Genomic DNA, 26,191 nt, shown 5'->3' with positions numbered 1-26,191 from the left:
TTATCTAAATTTCTAAATTATCATAACGGTTAATTTGTTAAAAATCAAATATTTCCTTGTTTATCTGATGATTTTGAAAGAATTTTTTTGGTTTATTTGCTATAATAGATAAGATTGAGTAAGAAAGGATGTTCGTATTTATGTTTAACAAAGAAAAACTAATTTCTGGTCTAAATGATAAACAGCAAAAAGCGGTATTAACCACTCAGGGACCGTTGCTCATTATGGCTGGAGCAGGGAGTGGTAAGACAAAAGTCTTAACCCATCGTATTGCCTACCTCATTGAAGAAAAAGAGATTAATCCTTGGAATATCCTTGCGATTACATTTACAAATAAAGCTGCACGTGAAATGAAAGAACGAGTTATTGCTCTTTTAGGTCGTGCAGGTGAAGACGTTTGGGTTTCAACGTTTCACTCGATGTGTGTCCGAATTTTGCGTCGTGATATCGATTTGATAGGTTACCAAAGAAACTTCACGATATTAGATGCATCTGATCAATTGACATTGATGAAACGGATTGTTAAAGAGGAAGATTTAGATCCTAAAAAATACGAACCACGTAGTTTAATTAATGCTATTAGTCAAGCAAAAAACGAATTGTTAACTCCACGAGCTTATGAAGAACGTTATACTGGTTTTTTTGAAAAGATAGTAGCTAAATGCTACCATCGCTATCAAAAGGAATTGCGGCATAATCAATCGATGGATTTTGATGATTTAATTATGTTAACGACTCAATTACTTCAAAAAAATCCAGAGACGTTAGCATATTACCAACAAAAGTTTCAATATATTCATGTGGATGAATATCAAGATACAAATCATGCCCAATATACGTTGGTGCAGATGTTATCAGAGCGTTTTAAAAACCTATGTGTTGTTGGTGATGCGGATCAAAGTATTTATGGTTGGCGTGGGGCCGACATGCAAAATATTTTGAATTTTGAAAAAGATTATAGTGATGCTAAAGTTATCTTGCTAGAACAAAATTATCGATCAACTAAAAATATTTTAAAAGCTGCAAATGATGTGATTCAAAATAATCAAGAACGTAAGAAAAAAGAATTATGGACTGATAATGAACCTGGAGAAAAAATTGTTTATTATCGTGGACAAACAGACCGTGAAGAAACACAGTATATTGTGTCTAAGATTCAGGAAATATCAAGTGAAACGCAAGGATCTTACGGTGATTTTTGTATTCTTTATCGTACGAATGCAATGAGCCGTTTGGTAGAGGAGATGTTATTAAAAGCAAATCTACCTTACAAAATGATTGGTGGACATAAGTTCTATGATCGTAAGGAAATAAAAGATATTCTTGCTTATTTAAATATCATTTCTAATGCGAGTGATTCACTAAGCTTTGAGAGAGTGGTCAATAGCCCTAAGCGAGGGATTGGACCAGGTACAATTGAAAAATTACGTAATTTTTCAACGATTCATGACTGGACATTACTCCAAGCAGCGATTGATGTTAATTTAACTAATATTAGTGGTAAAGCCGGTAGAGAACTTGCAAATTTTGGTTCCATGATTGAAAATTTTCAAAAGATGATTCCATTTCTAAGTATCACTGAACTGGTTGAACAGATTTTAGAAAAAAGTGGCTACATGGATGATTTAAAACTTCAAAACACATTAGAATCACATTCTCGAATTGAAAACTTAGATGAGTTTCTCACAGTGACACAAGAATTTGATCGTAAAATAGAAGCAGGAGAGTTTGAAGATGAGTTAGAGGCTGCGGAGTTTAGTAAATTAGCACTCTTTCTTAATGATTTGTCCTTGGTTTCGGATATTGATAACTTGGAAGAAGAGAATGGTCAAGTTACGTTAATGACGCTACATGCAGCAAAAGGACTTGAGTTTCCGTATGTCTTTTTAGTTGGAATGGAAGAGGGGATTTTCCCACTATCTCGTGCCTTATTAGAAAATGAGGAATTAGAAGAAGAGCGCCGTTTAGCTTATGTTGGTATTACTCGAGCTGAAAAGCAACTTTATTTAACCAATGCTTCTAGTCGAATGTTGTATGGTCGTATTCAATATAATCGTGCCTCTCGCTTTTTAGAAGAAATTGATAAGACAATTTTAGAACGTGAAGGTGCGCAACCGAATTCTCAGGCTAACTTTTCTCGGCAGTCAGGAACACCACAACGTGCTAAGTATATCCAACCTCAAAAGACATCTGTTTCATCAAAAATTAAAACGGGTGGCGATTTAAATACGTGGCAAGCAGGCGATAAAGTAGCGCACAAATTGTGGGGAGTTGGTACTGTTGTAAAGGTTAGTGGTCGTGCGAAAGATTTAGAATTAGATGTAGCCTTTCCATCACAAGGAGTCAAACGTTTACTAGCAGCTTTCGCTCCTATTGAAAAAGTATAATCTGAGAGGAAGAAAAGAAATGACAGTTGATCGTGAAATACAAAAACGGGTCCAAACCTTGCATGGTTTATTAAATCAATGGGCGAGTGAGTATTATGAAAAGGACCAACCGACTGTTCAAGATAGTGAATATGATCGTCATTACGCTGAACTTTTAGAATTGGAAAGTTTATACCCTGAACTTGTAACGGAAGATTCAATCACTCAACGTGTGGGTGGTGAAACATCAAGTGAGTTAAAAAAAGTAACGCATACTATTCCCATGTTAAGTCTAGGAAATGCGTTTAATCAAGCTGACTTGATTCGTTTTGATGAGCGTGTCAAAAAAATAGTCGGACATTCTTTAACTTATATGGTTGAGTTAAAAATAGATGGTTTAGCGATTAATTTAAGGTATGTCAATGGAAAGTTAATGCAAGGTTCAACGCGAGGAGATGGAACGGTTGGCGAAGATATCACAACTAATTTAAAAACGATTAAAGATATCCCACACCAGTTACCAGAACCTCTTAACCTTGAGGTACGTGGTGAATGCTACATGTCGAAACAGTCATTTGTAACATTGAATGAAACAAGGGAACAGGATGGCGAAAATGTTTTTGCAAATCCTCGAAATGCCGCTGCTGGTAGCTTGCGTCAATTAAATGCGGATGTCACGGCTAAACGTAATTTAAGCACTTTTATTTATACGGTTGCACAACCAGAAGTCTTAGGTATGGCTACTCAAGAAAAAGCATTACACCGTTTAGATGACTTAGGCTTTCATACTAACCATGAAAGAAAATTATGCGCAAATATTTCAGAGGTATGGGATTATATTTGCTATTTTACAGATAAACGTCATGATTTACCTTATGAAATTGATGGTATTGTCATTAAAGTTAATGATTTTAAACAGCAAAATGAAATTGGCTTTACCGTCAAAGCACCTCGCTGGGCCATTGCTTATAAATTTCCAGCGGAAGAGGCTGAGACGACGATTCGTTCAATTGAATGGACAGTAGGGCGAACAGGTGTTGTGACACCTACAGCAGTGATGGACCCAGTATTGTTGGCGGGGACAACAGTTTCTCGAGCGAGTTTGCATAATACGGATTTAATTCAAGAAAAAGATATTCGTTTGGAAGATGTAGTGATGATTCATAAAGCGGGTGATATTATTCCAGAGGTCACTCGAGTTTTAGTTGAAAAACGAACGGCAACAAGTGAACCTTACCAAATGCCTTCGCTTTGCCCGACTTGTCAGTCGGCTTTAGAAAAAATTGAATCTGAAGTTGCTTTACGTTGTATGAACCCGATGTGTCCAGCGCAAATTAAAGAAGGATTAAATCATTTTGTTTCGCGCCAAGCAATGAATATTGACGGCTTAGGGCCTAAGCTATTGGAACAAATGTATGAGCGAGACCTGATTAGGAATGTAGCTGATCTTTATCGATTGACAGAAGAAGAATTATTGATGCTTGATAAAGTGAAAGAGAAATCAGCAAATAATATTTTACGGGCGATTGAAGTAAGCAAAGAAAATTCGGTTGAAAAATTAATTTTTGGTCTAGGGATTAATCATGTTGGTGCGAAAGCAGCTAAGATTATCTCGGCTCACTTTGGGAATATTGATCAAATTATGGCTGCCACTAAAGAGGAATTGAATGAAATAGAAACAATTGGTCCAATCATTGCGGATAGTCTCGAAAAATATTTTGAAAAAATAGAAACTCAACAATTAATTCAATCTTTTAAAGAGTTAAACGTTAATCTGACTTATCTTGGAGTGACGAGTGCCACGTTAGAGTCTGTCGAATCGCCTTTTAAAGATAAAACAGTCGTTTTAACGGGTAAGTTGTATGATTATACAAGGACGGAAGCTAAAGAAAAAATTGAGAGACTTGGTGGGAAAGTTACTGGTAGTGTTTCCCAGAAAACCGACATTGTTGTTGCGGGCGAAGAGGCAGGAAGCAAATTAGCAAAAGCTGAAAAATTAGGCATTTTAGTTTGGAATGAAAAACAAATGATAACAGCCATTGAAAATAGTTCGAAAGTTGAATAAAATAGAGATGTTATGATTAAAGAAAAGAGAGTAGGGACATAAATGGCAATTACAAATGAAGAAATTAAAAGAGTCGCAAATTTATCAAAATTATCTTTTAGTGATAAAGAGCTAGAAACATTTACAGGCCAAATGAGTCAAATTATTGATATGGTCGCAACGTTAGATTCAATCGATACTGAAGGAGTACCATTTACCTCTAATGTTGCTTCAGAAATTAACGTGATGAGAGAAGACATCGTTATTCCAGGTGAATCAAGAGATGAGTTATTGAAGAATGTGCCTCAGACAGAGGATGGCTTTATTAAAGTACCTGTGATTATCGATAATGGGGAGGCAGATGCATAATGACAAAATTACATGAATTATCTGTTAAAGAATTAGCACAACGTTTACAAACAAAAGAAGTATCTGCTAAAGAAGTTGTATCCGAAACATTTAAACGCATTGAAGCAACGGAACCTAAAATCGATGCTTTTATTACATTAAACCAAGAAAAAGCATTACAACAAGCCGAAAAATTAGATCAAGAAGGAATCACTGTGGCAACACCTTTAGCAGGTGTTCCAATTGGGATTAAAGATAATATTGTTACAAAAGATTTACTAACAACAGCGGCAAGTAAAATGTTATATAATTTTGAACCTGTATATGATGCGACAAGTGTTCAGAATTTATATGCAAATCATCTGATTCCAGTTGGGAAATTAAATATGGATGAGTTTGCAATGGGCGCAACAACGGAAACTTCTTACTTTAAAAAGACTAAAAATGCTTGGGATGAAAGCAAAGTACCGGGAGGCTCTTCGGGAGGTTCTGCCGCCGCAGTTGCAGCTGGCCAAATTCCAGCTTCTTTAGGAAGCGATACAGGAGGTAGTATTCGCCAACCAGCCTCATTTAATGGTATTGTAGGGTTAAAACCAACATACGGTCGTGTTTCTCGTTTTGGTTTGATCGCATTTGCCTCTAGTTTAGATCAAATTGGGCCAATGACACGTACAGTTGAAGACAATGCACTGGTTTTAAATGCTATCTCTGGTTACGATGCTAAAGATAGTACGAGTTCAAAAGTTGCAGTTCCAGATTTTACTAGTAAAATCGGTCAAGACGTTAAAGGTCTAACCATCGGTGTGCCTAAAGAATTTATGGGTGAAGGTGTACATCCGGATGTGAAAAAAGCAGTTAACGATGCAGTTAAAACTTATGAAGCGTTAGGTGCAACTGTTAAAGAAATCAGCTTGCCACATTCTAAATATGGAGTAGAAGTCTATTATATTATCGCTTCTTCAGAAGCCTCATCAAACTTACAACGTTTTGATGGTATTCGTTATGGTTATCGTTCTGAAAATGTCCACGATTTAGATGATGTTTACGTGAATTCTCGTTCTGAAGGATTTGGAACAGAGGTTAAACGTCGCATTATGTTAGGAAGCTTCTCATTAAGTTCTGGCTATTATGATGCGTATTTTAAAAAAGCTGGTCAAGTTCGTACATTAATAATTAATGACTTTAAAGCAGCTTTTAAAGAGGTTGATTTAATTTTAGGTCCCGTTTCACCAACTGTTGCTTATGATTTTGGTGCGGATGCAGATGATCCTGTTACAGCGTACATGCGTGATGTTTTAACTATTCCTGTTAACTTAGCTGGTTTACCTGGTATGAGTATTCCTGCTGGCTTCTCTGAAGGACTACCAATTGGCTTACAATTAATTGGTAATTATTTTGATGAAGTCACGATGTATCAAGCTGCGGCAGCATTTGAAGAGGCAACAGAGTTCCATAAAATGAAACCAGTAATTCTAGGAGGTCGGGATTAATGAATTTTGAAACAGTCATCGGATTAGAAATCCATGTTGAATTAAAAACAGATAGTAAAATATTTTCATCTTCTGCCGCTCATTTTGGAGCAGAACCGAACACAAATACCAACGTTGTTGATTTTAGTATGCCTGGTGTCTTGCCAGTAATGAATACAAGTGTCTTAGAATATGGTATGAAAGCAGCACTTGCTTTAAATTGTACAATTTCACAAGAGACCCATTTTGATCGTAAAAATTATTTTTACCCTGATAACCCAAAAGCTTATCAAATTTCACAATTTGATGAGCCAATCGGACACGATGGTTGGGTTGAAATTAAGGTAGAAGGTAAAAAGAAAAAAATTAGAATTGAACGTGTTCACTTGGAAGAGGATGCTGGGAAAAATATTCATGGAACAGATGGTTTTTCTTATGTTGATTTAAATCGTCAAGGGACTCCTTTGATTGAGATTGTTTCTGAAGCTGATATGCGTTCGCCTGAAGAAGCTTATGCCTATTTAGAAGCCGTTCGTTCAATCATTCAATTTACAGGCGTCAGTGACGTTAAAATGGAAGAAGGGTCGATGCGTTGTGATGCTAATATTTCATTACGACCTTATGGGCAAGAAGAATTTGGTACAAAAACAGAATTAAAAAACTTAAACTCATTAAGTCATGTAAAACTAGGATTACAACATGAAGAAAAACGTCAAGCACGTGTTCTTTTATCAGGAGGAATTATCCAACAAGAAACACGTCGTTATGATGAAGCAACGAAAAAGACATTACTGATGCGTGTAAAGGAAGGTTCGGCTGATTATCGTTACTTCCCAGAACCAGATTTACCTCGTTTTGAGATTTCAGATGAATGGGTAGAAAAAGTAAGAGAAAGCCTTCCTGAGTTACCTCAAGCTCGTCGTATACGCTATGTAGAAGAGCTTGGTTTACCCGAATATGATGCGATGGTCTTAACACTATCTCGAGAAATGTCAGATTTCTTTGACAACACACTTGCGAATGGTGCAGATGCTAAACAAGCTTCTAACTGGTTAATGGGTGAAGTTTCTGCTTATTTAAATAGTGAAAAATTAGAGCTATTAGAAACTAAGTTAACACCTGAGAATTTAGCGGGAATGATTAATCTGATTGCTGATGGAACGATCAGTTCAAAAATTGCTAAAAAGGTGTTTAAAGAATTAATTGAAAATGGTGGAAATGCAAAAGAAGTGGTTGAGGCGAAAGGATTAGTTCAACTTTCTGATCCCGCTCAATTATTACCAATAATTAATGATATTTTAGATAAAAACGAACAATCAATTGAAGACTTTAAAAATGGTAAAGACCGTGCCGTAGGTTTCTTAGTAGGTCAAACGATGAAAGCAACAAAAGGAAAAGCAAATCCTGGAGTTGTGAACCAATTACTAAATCAAGAATTATCAAAACGTTAAAAACGTTGGATAGGAGGATGACATGAGAGCACGATTAATTTACAATCCAACATCGGGAAAAGAAGCATTGAAAAAAAGTATCGTTGATATCTTGAATGTGATGGAACAAGCAGGATATGAAGCAAGTGCTTTTGCGACCACACCTGAACCAAATTCTGCAAAAAAAGAAGCAAAACGTGCCGCATTGGATGGTTTTGAACTAGTGGTTGCGGCAGGTGGTGACGGTACGATTAACGAAGTAATTAACGGAATTGCAGGGTTAGAAAAAAGACCTAAGTTAGCGATTATTCCTGGTGGGACAACTAATGACTTTGCAAGAGCTTTAAGAATTCCTCGAGATAATTTTGTTGAAGCAGCTAAAGTTATTTTGAAAAACCAAACGATTCATTCTGATATTGGTAAAGCAGGTGAAACTTACTTTATGAATATTGCAGCGGGTGGGTACTTAACAGAATTGACTTACGAAGTTCCTTCTCACTTAAAAAGTCTTTTTGGCTACCTTGCTTATCTTGTTAAAGGAGCAGAGATGTTACCTCGTGTGAAACCAATTGAAATGAAACTGGAATACGATGACGGGGTTTATGAAGGAAAAGCCTCGATGTTCTTTTTGGGTTTAACTAATTCAATTGGTGGTTTTGAAAAAATATCGCCAGATGCTCAACTAGATGATGGTAAATTTTCTTTAATTATTGTTAAAACAGCCAATGTTATTGAAATTATGCATTTGGTTGCATTAATGATTAATGGTGGGAAACATGTTAATGATCCACGAATTATTTATGTTAAAACATCTAAACTTTATGCTGATGCAATTGATCCAGATTTTAGAATGATGATAAATTTAGATGGTGAATATGGTGGGGATGCACCGATGACTTTCGAAAATTTAAAGCAACATATTGAAATTTATGCTAATCTTGATGAAATCCCTGAATCGGCTGTTTCGGGTGAAGCAGAGAAAGCTAGCGATGAATTTATTAAACAGGTTGAAAAACTCACCAACGAAGATATTGATGGTGATGGTAAAATTTCCAATGAAGATTAAGACTGGACAATTAGTGTCTAGTCTTTCCTTTTTTAAATAATCTAAGGACGGTAAATATGAAAAAAACAAATAAAGAAATTCCAGTAACAAAAAATGAAACGTTAGAAGTTGAAATTGTTGATTTTACACATGAAGGTTTAGGCGTTGCCAAAGTTGAACGTTATCCCCTTTTTATTGAAAATGCGATTCCAGGCGAAGTAGTTGAAGTTTTAATTTTAAAAGTAGGCAAAAAATTTGGTTTTGCAAAAGTTTTAAATTGGGTCACTAAAAGTCCAGATCGAGTAGAAGAAATCGATGAATCTTTAATCAGAACAGGGATTGCACCACTACACCATATGACCTATGAGCGTCAATTATTATTTAAACAACAACAAGTCGAAAATTGCCTTACAAAAATTGCTAAATTGACAAATGTTGAAGTTTTACCAGTTTTAGGAATGGCTGACCCATTACATTATCGTAATAAAGCACAAATTCCAGTTCGAAAAATTGATGGTGAGTTAGAAGTTGGTTTTTATCGTAAGAATAGTCATGATTTAGTGGCAATTAATGATTTTTATATTCAAGATAAAAAAATTGACGATGCTTTAGTTGTAATCAAAGATATTTTAAAAAAATATCATGTAAAGCCTTATAATGAAGCTGATAATTCTGGAACTATCAAAACAGTTATGGTTCGTAAAGGTCATTTTACGAATCAAATGATGATTGTTTTTGTGACGCGAAAGAAAAAATTATTTAATTCAGAGGCAATGTGTAAAGAGATTGAAGAAGCTTTGCCAGAAGTAATCTCAATTATGCAAAATGTCCAACCTGAAAAAACAAATGTTTTATTATCAGACGAATTTGTTTGCTTATCCGGAAAAGAATATATTATTGATTATTTATTAGAAAAAGAATATCGTATTTCCGCTCGTTCATTCTATCAAATCAACACTTTACAAGCGGAGGTTTTATACCAAAAAGCGATGGAACTAGCGACTTTGAAACCAACAGATGTTGTGATTGATGCTTATTGTGGAATCGGGACAATTGGGATTAGTTTAGCGGATAAAGTTAAAAAAGTTTATGGTGTTGAAGTCATCAAAGAAGCAATTAATGACGCGAAAATCAACGCTGAACTAAACGAAATTGAAAATATTGAGTTTAAAGTAGGTAAGGCAGAAGTTGTCTTCCCACAATGGTTAGAAAAGGGAATTAAACCAAATGTTATTTTTGTTGACCCACCAAGAAAAGGGTTGGATGAAAGTTTTATTACAGCATCAGTTGAAATGAAACCTAAGAAAATTGTTTATGTTTCTTGTAACCCAGCAACGTTTGCTCGTGATTTAGCACTTTATGCTGAGTTGGGTTATCATACATCACAAGTTCAACCGATTGATATGTTCCCTCAAACATCACATGTGGAAAGTGTTGCACTTTTAGAAAGACGTTAAGAAAGAAACAATCGTTAAAATTGAATAGCTTCAAATCGAAAACAGAGCTGTAAATGCAGTGGCCCTAGAAGTTAGATTAAAAATCTGATTTTTGGGGGTCGCTTCAAAAAGTTCTGTTTTTTTATTATAAAAAATTAAGTTAGTCAGTTTTAAATTGCAACTCTTTATCAAAGACGTTTAGTTTTAAAATAGGAAGTATTTGCCCTAGAGCAGAGGCAATGCTATTATTTACTTATATCTGAAACGAAAATTATCAGCGTTTTGATAAATATAACAGGATACGGAGAGCGACTTATGCTAGACATTCCAAAATTATTAAATGAAAAGCGACAATTAATTGAGTATTTTAAAAGAGTTCATTTTAGTGTCATTTTGAAAAAAGGTTGTGTGGATTCACAAGGTAATAGAATAAAAAGTAAACAGGAGAATACTTCCTACTTTCAAAAAAATGAACACTCTATTTTTTTAGATTTACAAAATGAAAAAGTTCAGTTTAGGACGCCTTTTTTATTTAGCGAACTTTCTATTCTTCAATATTTGGCTGCAGAACAAGCTGTTTTTTTGAGGAAAATGGGCAAGCCCTTTTACTTAGACACACAGGCTAAGAGTGGTTGTTGGGAATTTCAAGTTAAATTAAATTCTTTTTTCCAATCGGAACTTGAAATAGAAAATAAAGATATTTTATTAGAGTTAAGTCAAACTTTGGTAGATCGCCTTTATCTATTAATCCCTATGTTAGGCCCTATTTTTAAACAAAACCTTGAAATTAAATTTGAAAAAGAAACAAAGGTTTTCTCCTTTTCAAATTTAGAATTAAGTCAGGAAACAGACCAATCCTTAACTTCTGAGCATTTGATGAGTTTAAAATTATTGTTTCTCTATGCGTTCTATGCCTTAAATGAGGAAAAAAAAGTGGCCAATGTTTTTGAATTATCGAAAGAATTATCAGTAATGTTAGCTCAAATTAATGGAAATAGTCCGGAGTTAGAATTAGTTGAATCATTAACCAAAGTCAAGACTTTAACATTTCCAACAAAGTCGTCCATAGAAAAAAATCAAGAATACCATGACTACATTTGGGATAATCCTTTTCAATTACCTGGTTTTGAGGAAATGGAGCTTTCAACACAATTAATGTTAGCAAGTGCGATTGAAAAGGGAATTAATTTTGAAATCTTAGATAGTAATGATCAATTTGTGAAGCTTTATTATCAAAATCATGTTGAGTATGTTAAAAACACAAATATGACAAGTTTAGATAGTTATGTTTCACCCCTAATTATGGAAAATAAAACAGTCACAAAAAATATTTTGAATGAAAATGGTTTTCGTGTACCCATGGGACAAGAGTATAGTTCTTTTTCGATTGCCGAAGCGAGTTATATCGAATTTTGTCATCAAAAGATAGTAGTGAAGCCTAAATCGACTAATTTTGGTTTAGGAATTTCAATATTTGAAGAAGGATTTACTCAAGTTGATTTCAACGAGGCAATTCGGATTGCTTTTGAAGAGGATGAGCATATTTTAATTGAAGAATTTATCTCTGGAACGGAGTATCGTTTTTATGTGTTAGATGGTGAAGTTGAAGGGATAATTCTCCGTGTCCCAGCTAATATTAAAGGAGATGGCATCCGAACAGTCGAAGAATTAGTTAACCAGAAAAATCAAGATCCATTACGAGGAACACACTATCGTCGTCCGTTACAACTTATTAAATTGAATGATGTTGAAAAGCTAATGCTTAAAACGCAAGGAATGACCATCCACAGCATTCCAACGGAGGGACAGGTAATTTACCTTAGAGAGAATTCAAATGTTAGTACGGGTGGAGATTCGATAGATATGACGGATGATATGGATGAGAGTTATAAAAAAATCGCAGCAGATGCAGTTCAGTCACTAGGCGCTTTTGTATCGGGGATTGATTTAATGATTGAAGATCATCATCGCCCAGCTAATCAAATCTCATTGGATTATGGTATTATTGAAGCTAATTTTAACCCAGCAATTCATATGCATATGTATCCATTCAAGGGTAAAGGTCGTCCCTTAGCTAGTAAAATGTTAGAAAAATTATTTCCAGAAATTAAGGAAACAAGTAAATAAAAGGAGGTACTTGCATGAAAGAACGCTATTATTTAGCATACGGTTCTAATTTAAATTTAGGACAAATGGAACAACGTTGTCCGTCTGCGATTGTTTTAGGAGCGACGGTCTTAAAGGATTATAAATTGGAATTTAGAAGAGTAACAGAACATGCTTATGCAACGGTAAGTAAAGCTAAAGCAAGTGAAGTCCCTGTTTTAATTTGGAAAATTACGGCAGAGGACGAAGTAGCGTTAGATTTATATGAAGACTATCCTTCAATGTACAGTAAAGAGTTAGTAGAAGTTGAATGGCAAGGTAGAGTTTTGAGTGTCATGATTTATATCATGAATCCAATAGCGGAAAGAGCAACCCCTTCAGAAGAGTATTTTAATACAATTTGTGAGGGATATGAGAGTGCATTGTTTGCTAGAAGTATACTTGAAAAAGCCTATCAGGAATCATTATTTATTTAAAAACAGAAAAACCTATTTGAGTAAGTACGTAGTACTGAATTTACTCAAATAGGTTTTTCTATTTAGTTTTAATAAAAAAGACTTGATCATAATAAACGGAGTCTAGTAGTTCCTTGTCATCAGTCAAAATAATGACCGAAATTATCTGATTCTTTTTTATTTTGAAGAGCGCAGGTAGGATACTATTGATGAACAAAGATTGTTTTTTATCTTTGTCAATATGATCAAAAACGACAATTTTTTTTAAAGAGATTGCACGTATGATTTGAAGTAAAACTTGCTCTTTTTGAGTGACTTCATTTGCCGAAGCTTCTAGAATACGTTTTGGTAAATGAAAAATAGGCAGTTGGGTTAAAATTGCATCGATAACATTATCGGTGTCTTTTCTTGAGATACCTAGTAACAAGTTTTCCTGCACGGTAAGAAAAGGGATCATGACATTTACTTTAGAGGACAAATCAAAAAACGAGAGTTCTTCTTCACAGGATGAGGGGTCCCATTCCATAGAGGAAAAATCAGCATCATTTGCTTCGTTTTTATGATTGTCGAAAACGAGTGTAATTTTATCAGAAATTAATGAAGCTAGTGATTGTGTTTGATCTGTAGGTAATTGAGTCATTAACTAACCTTCCTTTTATATAAAAATGAGAGATAGAGTAAAGAACCTGAAAGGGTTGCTATCCCACAGAGAACAATTAAAAATAAAAAGTTTCTTGAGATATTTGAGGTTAACCGTTCAATATTATCTGTTTGATGATTATTAGAAAAGATTGATCGTTCATTAAAAGGTAAAAACAACTGAGAACTGTTGATTATCTTTTTGTCGATTTCTTTTGTCGTAGGGACTAAGGAAGCATCATCTTGAGAAATTTGATTAAATATAATTTTTTGATCAGACAACTCACGTGTTGCTACTTGATGATTAATTTGAGCGGTCGTCTGAATAAATAAATTTTGAGCAACGCAGAGAACGAAAGTGATGGCAAGAAAACTAACAACAGAAATTAAAATTAATTCAGTATAGAGATGTTTAACAACTTGTAATTTCTTTAAGCCAAGATTTTTCATATAAGATATTTCTTGACGTCTTAAAGTAGTTGTAACGAGTCCATATAAGAAGAAGATGCCAAACGAAAATGTAATCAATAAAATAAAATAGTGATTATAAAGGCTTAAAATATTGTGATTGTTCTTAATAATCTCTTCATGTAAATTAGTTGAAGAAAAAGAAGTAATCGCTTTAAAGCTGTCCCACTTGTCTTGTATTAATTGATTAGACGCTCGTTGGGTTAAAATCAGTTGACTATTGACAACGAATAAAATAAGAAATACAGAAAAGAACACAAAGAATAACAATGTATTTCGTTTATGATATTTAATTGCGCGATAAGACTGTTTGATCAAATTCATTTGTATCCCTCCATCAATTGTCAATAAAATTATAACGTGAAGATGTGAAAAAAATATGAATAAACCGAAATTAATCATCGAACGAAAAATGTACTATTCTTAAAAAAGTGTAAGAATAGTACATCTTAAATTATTTTTATTTGTTTTCTGTTGTGCTAGACGACGTCGTTGTTGCATTACCATGGTACTCTTGGTAAGTTTTAGTTTTAAATAAATCTGCTGTCGATTTGTTACCATGTTGTGAATAGATACTAGTTGATTTACTTCCCTTTTCTTTTTCAATCGCTTCGGCTTTTTCTAGTCCGTTTTTATAATCGAATAATTTAGGATCAAGAGGTTTTAATCCACTATCAGTATGGAACCTTAATAAATCACCATTTGTTAGGGCATCTGATGAATTTAACTGAGTGGTTACTTTTTCTCTAAGATCTTCTATCTCCGTTGTTTGTTCAGGTGTAAGTTCTTCTAATAACTCGCCTGTTTCATTCAGATAAACGGCTTGTCCAACGACGGTATATTTTGGAGTCATAAATGAACCATTTCTAAAGGCCACAATTTGGTCTTTTTCACTAGAGAACATATCTTGTCCTAATTGAATGTATTTAGAATTATCAATCCCTAGTAGGTGTAATAATGTTGGTAACATATCAACTTGACCACCATAAGTATGAGAAACTTTACCTTTTGTTTGGCCAGGAATATGATACATCAATGGTACTCTTTGAAGTTGGGCATCATCGAAATCTCCCCAATCATCTTTTGACTTATCCAACAAGTCAGCAAGGTATTTATTACGTGAGTTTGAAATACCATAGTGATCACCATATAGGATAATCATTGAGTTATCATAAACACCTGTTTCCTTTAAATAATTGAAAAATTCTTCAATGGATTTATCTAAGTAATTGGCAGTAGCAAAGTAACCATTAATCGTTGCATCAGGTGTATTTGCCATTGGAAAACCACCTTCATCTCCTTTTAGAGGTGAATAAGGATAGTGATTACTGACTGAGATAAATTTAGTATAGAATGGTTGTTGCAAGTGTTCCAAATATTGAGCAGATTGTGACATAAACGGTTTATCATGTAAACCATATTGGAACGAATTACTTTCATTAACATCATAGTAACTACCGTCGAAGAAGTAGTCATAACCTAGATGCTTGTAAGTTTCATTACGGTTCCAGAAAGACCCGCCATTACCATGAAAAACAGCACTTGTGTAATCTGCTTCTTGATTTAAGATATTTGCAGCGGCTTGGAACGTATTTTTATCACCCAATTGACTAAATAGCGGACCTTGACCAAGTCCAAAGAATGAATTCTCTAAAAGAGTTTCAGAATCACTTGTTTTACCAGAACCTACTTGATGGAAAACATTATCAAAACTAAAGGTTTCATTGGAATGATAAAGTTGGTTGATGAATGGAGTGACTTCATGTTCAACACCGTTTTCATCTTTTAACTTATAATCAATTAAAAATTGTTGGAAACTTTCTAAATGGATATAAATGACATTACGTCCTTTAGCCATTCCAAATAATTCTTCATTTGGTTTAGCATAGTGGTCCTTAGCATATTCTTGAACGCTGACTAAATCATTTTCACTTGCTTGAGCACGACGTTGGCTAGCATTATAAGTTTGAACACCATCATAAACAGTAAAAGCATTCATTCCTAAATATTTAACAATATGATCTCTTGAAAAAGTTCTTTTTAAAAGTTCAGGGCGATCGGCTTCAGCTAATGTTAAATTCACTGCAAATAAGAAAACAGCAAAACTTGTGACCGCTAAGGCACCTCGAGCTTTTATAGGACGAGTATCAATTTTTATTTTTTTAAAGATTAACGCTAAACTTAAACCAATGATATCAATCCAATAAATGATATCGTAAGGTCGCATCATCTTAATTGTACTTTTACCTAATCCAGAACTCACTTTACCTGCTCCAAGCATTGTATTCACAGTGATGAAGTCGGTAAATTCCCGATAATAAATAATATTTGAATAAAGTAAAAGTGTTGTTAAGAACGAGATAATTAGCAAGACAATATATGATTTTTTAGGGTTTTTAACATAGAGAGCTGCTGAAAATAACAAAAGAGTGGTTGCGATTGGATTTATAATCAGAATAAAATACTGAAAAATATTTTCCATATTTAAATTGAAATCAACAAAATACGCAATACACGTTTTGACCCAGAAAAAGAATGCTAGTGTAGCAAAAAATCCAAGTCTGGAATTTATCCAATTTTTTTGATAGTTATGTTTCAAGACTAATCTTCCTTTCTAAACTGTAACTAGTCATTTGTTCAAATATAAAATTGAACATACCTCTATCATTTTACCTTTATCCATTAATTGTGTCAATTACATATTAATATGGAATGAGAGGGTTGTAAAAGCTAAAAAACTTTAGCTTACTTTATCAAAAACTGATATAGTATTATATATGACAGATTAGAATAGAGGATAACACGAAACAATGAAAGAAATTGTAATTAAAAATGAAAAAAACAAGAAGTTTAAACACTTATTTCCATTAATATCACCACATGACTTATTACATCAGCTTGAAAGCATTCCGAATGAATGGTTAAAGTTTATTGATGAAAAAAAACGATTTTTAGGTTATGGTTATCTTGGAGTACAAAATAAAGGAATTGGTTGGTTATTGAGTTTTTCTGAAGATGAACCGATTAGTGTCTCTTTTTTAGAAAACATATTTATCACCGCATTTAGTAATCGTCAAGTACTAATGAATGATGATGACACTACAGCTTTTCGTTTATTTAATGGCGAAGGTGATGGATTTGGTGGGATTACAATCGACTGGTATGATAAATATCTGGTTATTTCATGGTATAATGAAACAATCTATTCTTTTAAAGAAGATATCATAAAAATTATTGAAAAAATTTTAAAAAATGAAATAATAGGGATTTATGAAAAGGTTAGATTTCAGTCTAAGTTAACTTTAGCTGATTCTAGTTTTATATCAGGGAAAGAAGCACCTACACCTTTACTGATTAAGGAAAATGGGATTAATTATGCAACCCATCTGAATGATGGGTTAATGACAGGTATTTTTCTTGATCAGCGGGATGTTCGTCAACGCTTAATGGAAGAACTAAGTATGGGTAAAAAAGTCTTAAACACGTTTAGTTACACAGGAGCTTTTTCTGTAGCCGCTTTGATGGGTGGGGCATTAGAGACAACGAGTGTTGATTTAGCAAAAAGAAGTCTAAATAAAACACAAGAGATGTTTGAAGTCAATGCAATTGATCCAGAAACGCAGGAAATTATCGTAATGGATGTTTTTAATTACTATAAATATGCAATGAAAAAAGATCGAAAGTTTGATTTGATTATTTTAGATCCACCTAGCTTTTCAAGAAATAAGAAAAAGACCTTCTCGGTGGCTAAAAATTATGCTGAATTGGTCGAAGAAGCAGTTGCAATATTAAATCCTGAGGGGACATTGATTGCATCAAGTAATGCAGCGAATGTTTCGCTTAAGCGTTTTGAAGAGATGATTGAAAATGGAATTAAGAAAAATGAACGAAAATATAAGAAATTATTTTTAAATCAATTACCAACGGATTTTGCAGTTTCAAAACATTATCCTGAAGGAAATTATTTGAAAGTATTAATCTATCAAATTTATTAATGGATGGGATCGAAGATTATGGAAAATTTTAAAATTAGAAATTTAACTTTGGGTAATAGTGACCCTAAAGTATGTGTTTCACTCATCGCAAATAATTTTAAAGAGTTATTTTCAGAAGCGATGCGTGTTAGTAAATTAGACTGTGATATTATTGAATGGCGCGCGGATTACTTTATGTATATTAATGACTTAACCTTTATGCGTAAAGCCGCTTATTTTATTCGGTATGCTATTGAAGATAAACCTTTAATTTTCACGTTCCGTTCTTTAGAAGAGGGTGGCGGACAAGAAATTGACGATGATTTTTATTTTCGATTGAATCATTATATGATTAAAACAGGCTTAGTTGATGCGATTGATTTAGAGCTTGCTCGATTACCAGAATTTAATTTAAATATTATGGAATTTGCGTATGAAAATAATGTGAAAGTACTTATTTCACATCATAATACATTATTGACACCGGATAAAGATGAATTAGTTGAAACAATTACTGATATGGTCACTTTGGGTGCTAATATCAGTAAAATTGCTGTAACACCGAATAGTATGGAAGATGTTTTAACTATTTTAAGTGCTTCAAATCAGGTTAAGATGAAACATCCAGATGCGCCCTTTGTCCTATTGGGTATGGGAGAGTTAGGAAAGCTAACCCGTTTTACAGGTGAATTATTTGGTTCCGTGATGACGTTTGCCAATAATGGTAAACAGAGTTCTGCTCCGGGACAGATGACGATTGAGGAATTAAGAAGTGGTTTTAAATTATTTGATAAAGAAGAAAAAAGAAGGGGTTTTATTGAGTAAGAAAAAAATTCAAAAAACAAATGCTATTCGATTTCTCGAGCAAAAAAAAATTGAATTTGAAGTGACTGAATATGACTGGGATGAATCTCATGTTAGTGCAAAATATACGGCAGCACAACTTGGTTTAAAAGAAGAAACTATTTTTAAAACGTTGGTAGCTGTTGGTAATGTGACAGGTGCGTTAGTAGCGATTGTCCCTGCGGATCATGAATTAGATTTGAAAAAAATAGCGAAAGTAAGTGGTAATAAAAAAGTTGAAATGTTACCGATGAAAGAGTTAGAACCGTTAACAGGTTATGTTCATGGGGGGTGTTCCCCCGTTGGAATGAAGAAAAAACTGTCAACTTATTTAGCACAACAAGCTATCGGATTAACTAAAATTCATGTTTCAGGTGGTCGTAGAGGAATTCAATTAGGAATAAATCCAAATGATTTGATAAAAATTATTGGGATAACAGTCGCAGATATTACAACTTAAAAAGGGTGCATAATAAATCATGTGGATTGAAAAAACTATCCATATGATTTATTATATTGCTCACAAAAAAACTCTCCTGGATAAAAGATAGCCAAAGTCAACTATTTTTATTCAAGAGAGGTTTTTTATGATTAATAATGATGATAACTGGAAATCTCAGCAGCGTGTTTACCTGCAACATAGCCAGTAATGAATGCGGCTGTGATGTTATAACCACCAGTATAACCATTGATATCTAATAATTCACCTGTAAAAAAGAGGCCATTGATGAGCTTGCTTTCCATTGATTTAGGTTGAACTTCTCTTAATTCAATCCCCCCTCCAGTAACAAAAGATTTATCTAAAGGATAGGTAGCATATGCGGTAAGGCTGAAATTTTTTATTTTATTGACTAACCCATCTAGTTGTTCATCTGTTAATTGTTTTAATGGTAATGTTTCATCGATAGCGGCTAGCTCAATTAAAAATTCAAGATAACGATCGGGTAAAATTCCTTTAAAGCCATTTTTTATGGCTTTTTTTGGTTCTTCTGATATTTTTATTAATAATTGTTGCTTAACTTCTTGTGCTGTTAATTTAGGAAGGCTATCTAATTGTAAGGGGACTTTTTTTATTCCTTTTGCCAGTTCTTGATTGACAAACATACTACATCTTAGAGCAGCCGGACCTGATATTCCGAAGTGTGTAAACAAGAGATCCATTTGATGTGATACGATTGTTTTACCTTTTTGATTGATCACAGAGAGGCTAACATCTCGAAGAGCTAAACCTTGTAGTTTTTTTGAACTGATGACTGGATCATCTGATTTAATGGGTGATTCTGTTGGGAAAAGTCGTGTCACATGGTGGCCTAGAGATTTAGCTAAGTGGTAGCCATCGCCAGTTGAACCGGTGTACTGGTAGGTTTTACCACCTGTTGATAGGATAACGCACGGTGCAGTAAGAACTACTTCATTTGTTTTGACACCAGTGATACTCTCGTGATCACATATAATTTCTTCTGCTTCGGTTTTCAAAAAAACAGTAACTTTATTTTTTTCTAATTGTTCAGTTAAACCAGCGACAATAGCTTTTGACGTATTAGCGACTGGAAACATTCGACCATGATCTTCTTCTTTTAATGGAATCTGGTGTGATTCAAAGAAAGACATAATATCGTAGTTATTAAATTGTGAAAAAGCACTATATAGAAACTTCCCATTGCCAGGGATAAATTCAATAATTTCCTCAGGTGGTCGGTTATTAGTCACATTACAACGCCCACCTCCTGTGAGTCGTAGTTTTTTACCCAGTTGTCTATTTTTTTCTATGATAGCAACTTTTGCTCCATGTTCAGCTGCACTGATAGCCGCCATTAGTCCACTAGTGCCGCCACCGATGACGATTACATCAAAATTCATGTGTTTCCTCCTTAAGTTTAAGTCATCTAAGTTTAACATATAATATCGTTTTTTTTTTATTCATTTCGTATGATAATTAGAAAAAAGTTAATCAATTATTTAAAGAATCGCCATAAATAGTGTATACTATTAACAAATTAGCAATTGAAAGTGAGTGGTTATTGATGACAGAAGTCCAAACTTATTTATATGAATTAAAAATAAAATTAGAACAAAATTATGCGCACCAACCTGAGTTTATGCAGGCAGTCGATGAATTTTTGGGCACCGTCGCTCCCTTTCTAGAGAAGAATCCACAATATGTGGCGAATAATTTACTAGAACTTTTGGTGATTCCAGAAAGAATTATTGAATTTAGAGTTCCTTGGCAAGCAGATACGGGTGACTGGAAAGTGAATACAGGTTTTCGAGTTCAGTATAACTCCGCGTTAGGACCTTATAAAGGAGGTTTACGTTTTCATCCAACGGTGAACCAAAGTATTGTTAAATTTTTAGGGTTTGAGCAAATTTTTAAAAATAGTTTAACTCAACTTCCGATTGGTGGCGGAAAGGGAGGTAGTGATTTTGATCCTAAGGGTAAATCAAATGCTGAAATTATGCGATTTTGTCAAAGTTTTATGCAAGAGTTGCAAAAATATATTGGACCGAATCAAGATGTTCCTGCGGGAGATATTGGAGTGGGTGGTCGAGAAATCGGTTATTTATTTGGTGAATACAAACGTTTAAATAGTTATCAAGCAGGTGTATTAACAGGAAAACCACTAGCTTTTTGGGGTAGTCTTGCTCGAACGGAAGCAACCGGTTATGGCTTAGTTTATTTTGTGAAACATTTACTAGCAGATATTAACGAAACTTTACAAAATAAAAAAGTCATTGTTTCAGGTAGTGGAAATGTCGCAATATATGCGATTGAAAAAGCTCAAGCGTTAGGAGCAAAAGTTATCGGCTGTTCTGATTCATCTGGTTATATTATTGATAATGAGGGAATTGATTTAGCGACTGTTAAAGAAATTAAAGAAGTAAAACGTGGTCGGATTAACGAATATCTAACAATACATCCTCACGCTCAGTTTTTTGAAGGACAAAATATTTGGGAAACACATGAAAAATATGAAATTGCCTTACCATGTGCAACTCAAAATGAAATCTCAGCTGAACAAGCACAAAATATGATAGCTCAAGGGGTTAAAATTGTAGCAGAAGGGGCAAATATGCCAACAACTTTAACAGCTGTGACTATTTTAAAAGAAAATCAGGTCATTTATTGTCCTGGAAAAGCGGCTAATGCAGGTGGAGTTTCTGTTTCCGGCTTAGAAATGTCACAAAATTCACAGCGTTTACCATGGACATTTGAAGAAGTTGATGAAAAGCTAGATGAGATTATGGAAAATATCTATAAAAAATGTCGCGACACAGCAAATGAATATTCAACGCCTATGGATTTAATGGCAGGTGCCAACATCGCTGGTTTTGAGCGAGTGGCTTTGGCAATGACCCTTCAAGGACTTGTCTAACCAGAATTGAAAGTGTTAGCCGTAACAAATTTGTGTTTTTCAGAAATTTTAATGTGAATTACACGAAAAAATGGTAAAATATGAATGTTGAAGTGTTATAACACTAAAAAACTTAGGAGGGTAATTATGGCACATATCAATTTTGATCATTCTAAAGTAAGTAAATTTATCGGAGAAAATGAATTGGCTTATATGCAATCTCAAGTAAGTGCAGCTCATAAAGAATTACGTGAAGGAACAGGTGCAGGAAGTGATTATCTAGGTTGGATTGATTTACCAGTTAATTATGATAAGGATGAATTTTCACGCATTAAAACAGCGGCTAAGAAAATTCAATCCGATTCAGATGTTTTGGTAGTGATTGGTATTGGAGGTTCATATTTAGGGGCGAAAGCAGCGATTGATTTCTTAAATCATTCATTTTATAATTTACTAGATAGTACTGAACGCAAAGCACCACAAATTTTCTTTGCTGGTAACAGTATTAGTTCAAGTTATTTAGCTGATTTAATCCATGTCATCGGAGATCGTGATTTTTCAGTTAACGTTATTTCAAAATCAGGTACGACAACGGAACCAGCAATTGCATTCCGTGTCTTTAAAGAATTATTAATTAGTAAGTATGGTAAAGAAGAAGCAAACAAACGTATTTATGCGACAACAGATAAAGCTAAAGGCGCTGTTAAAGTTGAAGCGGATGTTGAAGGTTGGGAAACGTTTGTTATTCCTGATGATATTGGCGGTCGTTTTTCAGTTTTAACTGCTGTTGGTTTATTACCAATTGCTGTAACTGGTGCTGACATTGATGGTTTGATGAAAGGCGCAGCGGATGCTAGAAGTGAATATGCCTCTGATGACTTAAAAACGAATCAAGCTTATCAGTATGCAGCTTTAAGAAACGTGTTATATCGTAAAGGTAAAGTAACAGAGCTATTAATTAATTACGAACCAAACTTACAATATTTTTCTGAATGGTGGAAACAGTTGTTTGGTGAGTCTGAAGGAAAAGATCAAAAAGGAATCTATCCTTCAAGTGCTAATTTCTCAACTGATTTACATTCGTTAGGTCAGTATATTCAAGAAGGCCGTCGTAATATTTTTGAAACGGTGATCAAAGTAGATAAAGCTCGTCATGATGTTAAAATCCCCTTAATGGATAAGGACTTAGATGGGTTAGGCTATATTGAAGGCAAAGAGATTGACTTCGTTAATACTAAAGCCTTCCAAGGTACTTTATTGGCACACACTGATGGTGATGTCCCTAACTTTGTGATCAACATCCCTCAGACAGATGCTTATACTTTAGGCTATTTAATGTATTTCTTTGAAATTGCAGTAGGTATCTCAGGCTATCTAAACGGTGTTAATCCATTTGATCAACCAGGTGTCGAAGCTTACAAGAAAAATATGTTCGCACTTTTAGGTAAACCAGGATTTGAAGATTTAGCTAAAGAGTTAAACGAACGTCTATAAAAGGCCAAAAGGTATCATTTGTTTTAAAGCAACTTGTCTGTCTCACTTTTCTATGAGACAACATTGTTAAATAGAACTTTTCAGTTAAAGGATGAATTTGAGAACTTTCTCATATTCATCCTTTTTTAATGCTCTTTTTTACCTAAATATCTTCTTTATTGAACCCTCGACAGAAAATTGTTTGATTTACTAGAAGTGTGCATGCTGTCATCATAAAATTTGTGTTAAAATGGATAAGTATATTTTTTTATTTTTTTAAGGAGGATTGTATGATAAAGGATATCTCGGGAAAAAGAGTTGTTGAAAAAATAGAGATAGCGTTAGCTAATAAACAATATGAAGGCCGGTTACCGACACTAGCTATTTTAAGAGTTGGACATAAGACAAGCGATTCGGCCTATGAAACATCACTAACTAAAGTCATGAAGCGTTTGAATATTAAAGTTTTAACAACGCATTTAGCGAATGATATTTCTCAACAAAAATTTGATTTCGAATTTGATCAATTAAACAATGATGAGGAAATTGATGGAATATTGTTATTTAATCCAGTACCTTCACATTTGAGTTTAGAGCATGTGGTAGCGCAAATTGATCCTAGTAAGGATGTTGATTGTATTGGTGCGATTAATACACTAAAAATTTATTTAGATAATGAAAAAGGCTTTTTACCTTGTACGGCAGAAGCAGTTTTAAAAATTTTAGCCTATCAAGAGATAGAATTAAAAGGGAAAGATGTTGTTATAATTGGCTTTGGCTTTGTGATTGGCCGACCACTAAGTTTATTGTTAGTTGAAGCGGGGTGCACGGTAACGGTTTGTCATATTGACACTGTTAACCTAGCAGAAAAGTGTCGACGAGCTGAGATCATTGTTTCGGCGACCGGTGTACCATCATTAGTAAACGAAGAGTATGTTAAAGAAGGAGCCGTTGTTATTGATGTTGGAATCAATGTTGATAAGAGAGGACATTTGTGTGGTGATGTTGATTACGAAAGTGTCTACGATAAGGTGAAAAGTATTACGCCTGTACCTGGGGGTGTTGGGACAGTAACGACCTATACATTGGCTGAACATGTTGTTCAATCATTTGAAAATAAATAAAAAAGCTTTCCTTTCTCTAAAAACTGGAGAAAGGAAAGCTTTTTTATGATTATGGTTAATGCTTTTTTTTGGAAGTCCCTCTTCGTTTTTGTCGAATTTTTTTTCTTTTTTCTATTTGTTTTTTTATTAAAAGAGCTTGAAGGGCCATAAAAATTAACCCGAAAATAATACTAAAAATAGCCCATTTTTGTAGAGCTAAAAAATGACCGGAAAAGGGTAAACAAATGAATCCAAAAATAATATAAGGAGCAGCTATTAGTAAATCAGCTTGTTGATGCGTTCGCGTAAAAATGGTAATGAAACCTGTGATAATCATGATAAGAGCAAGTAAAACACCCATTGTTTTGCTAATGTCAAAAGCTTCAATTGGTAATATTTTCAATTTAACTAGTTGTGTTTGGATTAAAAGAGGGATTGCAATTAAAATACTGAGCCCCCCCCATCACTAATTTTGTTAATTTCACTAAAGATCCTCCAAAAAAATAAACTATCTCTATTATAACCTAATTCATACGTTTTTGGAAACTAATGTTCATTATCTTTTAAAAATTTTGTTTATAAGTTATAAATAAAAAGTTTTTCTAATAACAAACTTTACAAGGAGTGTATCCCTTCTCTTTTGCTTCCTGCAGTGTTGCGGGTTTGAAATTTCCTTTGCCATGCGGATGAGTATGGTATCTTGAACCGCTAGGTGTGATAAATACAGATTCTATTTCAGTCGTTGCTGTGTGTTGCGTGTTGCTATTGCTTTTATTTGTCGTTGTCTGTTCGAGAGCAGTAGTTTCAATTTGACTTGAACCATCTTGATAATTAATAGTTACGCCATCTTGTACGTTAAAAATATAAATATTAAATTGGAGAGCATTATCACCAATTGATTGCGCTTGCATCTGGACTCCCCGAGCTACAAGTTCATTGTCACGATAAATGGGAGTGACTGAATAGCGAACATAGTGATTGGCACTTTGATCAAGATAGTGTTTAACATCCATTTCGTGACGCAACATTTCTGGGTTATTTAACTGACTAGTCCCGGTGATAAGGTTTTGCCAATTATCATCTTCTCCCGCTAAAGCATGCCCGATAAGATGTGAGCGATTGTAGAGATAGCCCCCTTTAATTTTTTTGTTTTTCCAACCAGAAGGTTTTACATTTGAAATGCTTCCTCGTTTTTTTGTTGGCATAATGGATTGATTAAGCATTGCCTCGGCAGAAGTTGCTCGGTTTAAAGAATCTAATTCGCCATATTTTTCCCAACCACCTTTATCAATTGATAAATCCTCTTTAGAAAATTGAGGGAGATTATGATTGATTGTGATGGTTTGGGTACCATCAAATTCTTTATTAGCGAGCGATTGTAAGGTCTCACTGCGATGATTATCTTGTTTAATAGAAGCTTGTTTTTGATGATCATTGGTTGAAATGTCTTCTTTTATCGCTGTTGACTGATGGGGAGAGGACGTCTCATCACTAGAGTTCATAGTTTGTTTAGTAGGTGAGCATCCTGTTAAGATAAAAAATAGACCAAAGACAATCATCAGTTTATTCCGAAGTTGTTTTTGCTGCTTTCTTTTTGTTAAAGTAAAAACTGAAGATAATGCCATAAATAAAAAAACTC

At 34.1% G+C, this 26,191-nt stretch carries 21 protein-coding genes; 15 read left to right on the top strand and 6 right to left on the bottom strand.

Annotation, left to right across the window (positions count from 1 at the left end; all coding sequences use genetic code 11):
• Window positions 1-140: 140 nt before the first annotated feature.
• The 9 genes from pcrA to ACTJFD_RS08945 all read left to right on the top strand — a co-directional run bounded on the left by pcrA (window position 141) and on the right by ACTJFD_RS08945 (window position 12,720).
• A complete protein-coding gene (pcrA, locus tag ACTJFD_RS08985; protein ID WP_442261046.1) occupies window positions 141-2,387 on the top strand; it encodes a DNA helicase PcrA in 2,247 nt (748 codons plus the stop codon).
• Between the two features lie 19 nt (window positions 2,388-2,406).
• Window positions 2,407-4,431, top strand: coding sequence for an NAD-dependent DNA ligase LigA (gene ligA / locus ACTJFD_RS08980; protein ID WP_442261044.1), 2,025 nt, complete (start codon window positions 2,407-2,409; stop codon window positions 4,429-4,431).
• Window positions 4,432-4,473: 42 nt separating this feature from the next.
• Entirely contained in the window at window positions 4,474-4,779 is a 306-nt protein-coding gene (gatC, locus tag ACTJFD_RS08975; protein WP_442261043.1) for an Asp-tRNA(Asn)/Glu-tRNA(Gln) amidotransferase subunit GatC, read from the top strand.
• Window positions 4,779-6,248, top strand: a complete 1,470-nt coding sequence (gatA, locus tag ACTJFD_RS08970) for an Asp-tRNA(Asn)/Glu-tRNA(Gln) amidotransferase subunit GatA (RefSeq protein WP_442261042.1) — start codon at window positions 4,779-4,781, stop codon at window positions 6,246-6,248. The genes gatC and gatA overlap by 1 nt, the downstream gene beginning before the upstream one ends.
• Window positions 6,248-7,678, top strand: a complete 1,431-nt coding sequence (gene gatB / locus ACTJFD_RS08965) for an Asp-tRNA(Asn)/Glu-tRNA(Gln) amidotransferase subunit GatB (RefSeq protein WP_442261041.1) — start codon at window positions 6,248-6,250, stop codon at window positions 7,676-7,678. The genes gatA and gatB overlap by 1 nt, the downstream gene beginning before the upstream one ends.
• A 22-nt stretch (window positions 7,679-7,700) precedes the next feature.
• Window positions 7,701-8,723, top strand: coding sequence for a diacylglycerol kinase (locus ACTJFD_RS08960; protein WP_442261039.1), 1,023 nt, complete (start codon window positions 7,701-7,703; stop codon window positions 8,721-8,723).
• A 56-nt stretch (window positions 8,724-8,779) separates the two neighbouring features.
• On the top strand, window positions 8,780-10,159 hold the full coding sequence (rlmD, locus tag ACTJFD_RS08955) for a 23S rRNA (uracil(1939)-C(5))-methyltransferase RlmD (RefSeq protein WP_442261038.1): 1,380 nt from the start codon (window positions 8,780-8,782) through the stop codon (window positions 10,157-10,159).
• 294 nt (window positions 10,160-10,453) lie between these two features.
• The gene (gshAB, locus tag ACTJFD_RS08950; RefSeq protein ID WP_442261037.1) at window positions 10,454-12,265 is read left to right on the top strand and encodes a bifunctional glutamate--cysteine ligase GshA/glutathione synthetase GshB; all 1,812 of its coding nucleotides are present in this window, start codon (window positions 10,454-10,456) and stop codon (window positions 12,263-12,265) included.
• A gap of 14 nt (window positions 12,266-12,279) precedes the next feature.
• Entirely contained in the window at window positions 12,280-12,720 is a 441-nt protein-coding gene (locus tag ACTJFD_RS08945; RefSeq protein ID WP_442261035.1) for a gamma-glutamylcyclotransferase family protein, read from the top strand.
• Window positions 12,721-12,778: 58 nt separating this feature from the next.
• On the opposite strand, the gene ACTJFD_RS08940 is transcribed toward ACTJFD_RS08945, so the two are convergent.
• From ACTJFD_RS08940 to ACTJFD_RS08930, 3 genes are all read right to left on the bottom strand, one after another.
• Window positions 12,779-13,339 carry a hypothetical protein gene (locus ACTJFD_RS08940; RefSeq protein WP_442261034.1) on the bottom strand — a complete coding sequence of 187 codons (561 nt, stop codon included), beginning with the start codon at window positions 13,337-13,339 and terminating at the stop codon, window positions 12,779-12,781.
• Window positions 13,339-14,130 (bottom strand): FtsX-like permease family protein, encoded by a 792-nt coding sequence (locus tag ACTJFD_RS08935; RefSeq protein WP_442261032.1) that lies wholly within the window; start codon window positions 14,128-14,130, stop codon window positions 13,339-13,341. Before ACTJFD_RS08935 ends, ACTJFD_RS08940 begins: the two co-directional genes overlap by 1 nt.
• Window positions 14,131-14,266: 136 nt before the next feature.
• Window positions 14,267-16,405 carry an LTA synthase family protein gene (locus tag ACTJFD_RS08930; RefSeq protein WP_442261031.1) on the bottom strand — a complete coding sequence of 713 codons (2,139 nt, stop codon included), beginning with the start codon at window positions 16,403-16,405 and terminating at the stop codon, window positions 14,267-14,269.
• Window positions 16,406-16,616: 211 nt separating this feature from the next.
• On the opposite strand from ACTJFD_RS08930, the gene ACTJFD_RS08925 reads away from it, so the two are divergent.
• Genes ACTJFD_RS08925 through ybaK form a run of 3 tightly spaced genes read left to right on the top strand, consistent with a single transcriptional unit; the run spans window position 16,617 to window position 19,083 of the window.
• The gene (locus ACTJFD_RS08925) at window positions 16,617-17,801 is read left to right on the top strand and encodes a class I SAM-dependent rRNA methyltransferase (protein ID WP_442261030.1); all 1,185 of its coding nucleotides are present in this window, start codon (window positions 16,617-16,619) and stop codon (window positions 17,799-17,801) included.
• Between the two features lie 18 nt (window positions 17,802-17,819).
• Window positions 17,820-18,605, top strand: a complete 786-nt coding sequence (gene aroD / locus ACTJFD_RS08920) for a type I 3-dehydroquinate dehydratase (RefSeq protein ID WP_442261029.1) — start codon at window positions 17,820-17,822, stop codon at window positions 18,603-18,605.
• Window positions 18,598-19,083 (top strand): Cys-tRNA(Pro) deacylase, encoded by a 486-nt coding sequence (gene ybaK, locus ACTJFD_RS08915; protein ID WP_442261027.1) that lies wholly within the window; start codon window positions 18,598-18,600, stop codon window positions 19,081-19,083. Before aroD ends, ybaK begins: the two co-directional genes overlap by 8 nt.
• 131 nt (window positions 19,084-19,214) lie before the next feature.
• Here ybaK and ACTJFD_RS08910 read toward each other — a convergent pair whose 3' ends face one another.
• On the bottom strand, window positions 19,215-20,483 hold the full coding sequence (locus ACTJFD_RS08910) for an NAD(P)/FAD-dependent oxidoreductase (protein ID WP_442261025.1): 1,269 nt from the start codon (window positions 20,481-20,483) through the stop codon (window positions 19,215-19,217).
• 164 nt (window positions 20,484-20,647) lie between these two features.
• On the opposite strand from ACTJFD_RS08910, the gene gdhA reads away from it, so the two are divergent.
• The 3 genes from gdhA (at window position 20,648) to ACTJFD_RS08895 (ending at window position 24,573) form a co-directional block, all read left to right on the top strand.
• Window positions 20,648-21,997, top strand: a complete 1,350-nt coding sequence (gene gdhA / locus ACTJFD_RS08905) for an NADP-specific glutamate dehydrogenase (protein WP_442261023.1) — start codon at window positions 20,648-20,650, stop codon at window positions 21,995-21,997.
• Between the two features lie 126 nt (window positions 21,998-22,123).
• Window positions 22,124-23,470, top strand: coding sequence for a glucose-6-phosphate isomerase (locus ACTJFD_RS08900; RefSeq protein ID WP_442261021.1), 1,347 nt, complete (start codon window positions 22,124-22,126; stop codon window positions 23,468-23,470).
• Between the two features lie 269 nt (window positions 23,471-23,739).
• On the top strand, window positions 23,740-24,573 hold the full coding sequence (locus ACTJFD_RS08895; protein WP_442261019.1) for a bifunctional 5,10-methylenetetrahydrofolate dehydrogenase/5,10-methenyltetrahydrofolate cyclohydrolase: 834 nt from the start codon (window positions 23,740-23,742) through the stop codon (window positions 24,571-24,573).
• Between the two features lie 55 nt (window positions 24,574-24,628).
• On the opposite strand, the gene ACTJFD_RS08890 is transcribed toward ACTJFD_RS08895, so the two are convergent.
• A complete protein-coding gene (locus ACTJFD_RS08890) occupies window positions 24,629-24,955 on the bottom strand; it encodes a hypothetical protein (RefSeq protein WP_442261018.1) in 327 nt (108 codons plus the stop codon).
• Between the two features lie 199 nt (window positions 24,956-25,154).
• A complete protein-coding gene (locus ACTJFD_RS08885; protein WP_442261017.1) occupies window positions 25,155-26,177 on the bottom strand; it encodes a DNA/RNA non-specific endonuclease in 1,023 nt (340 codons plus the stop codon).
• Window positions 26,178-26,191 lie beyond the last annotated feature (14 nt).

Source organism: Vagococcus sp. (assembly GCF_052102835.1).
GTDB lineage: Bacteria > Bacillota > Bacilli > Lactobacillales > Vagococcaceae > Vagococcus.
This window is presented reverse-complemented; position numbering and strand designations above follow the sequence as displayed.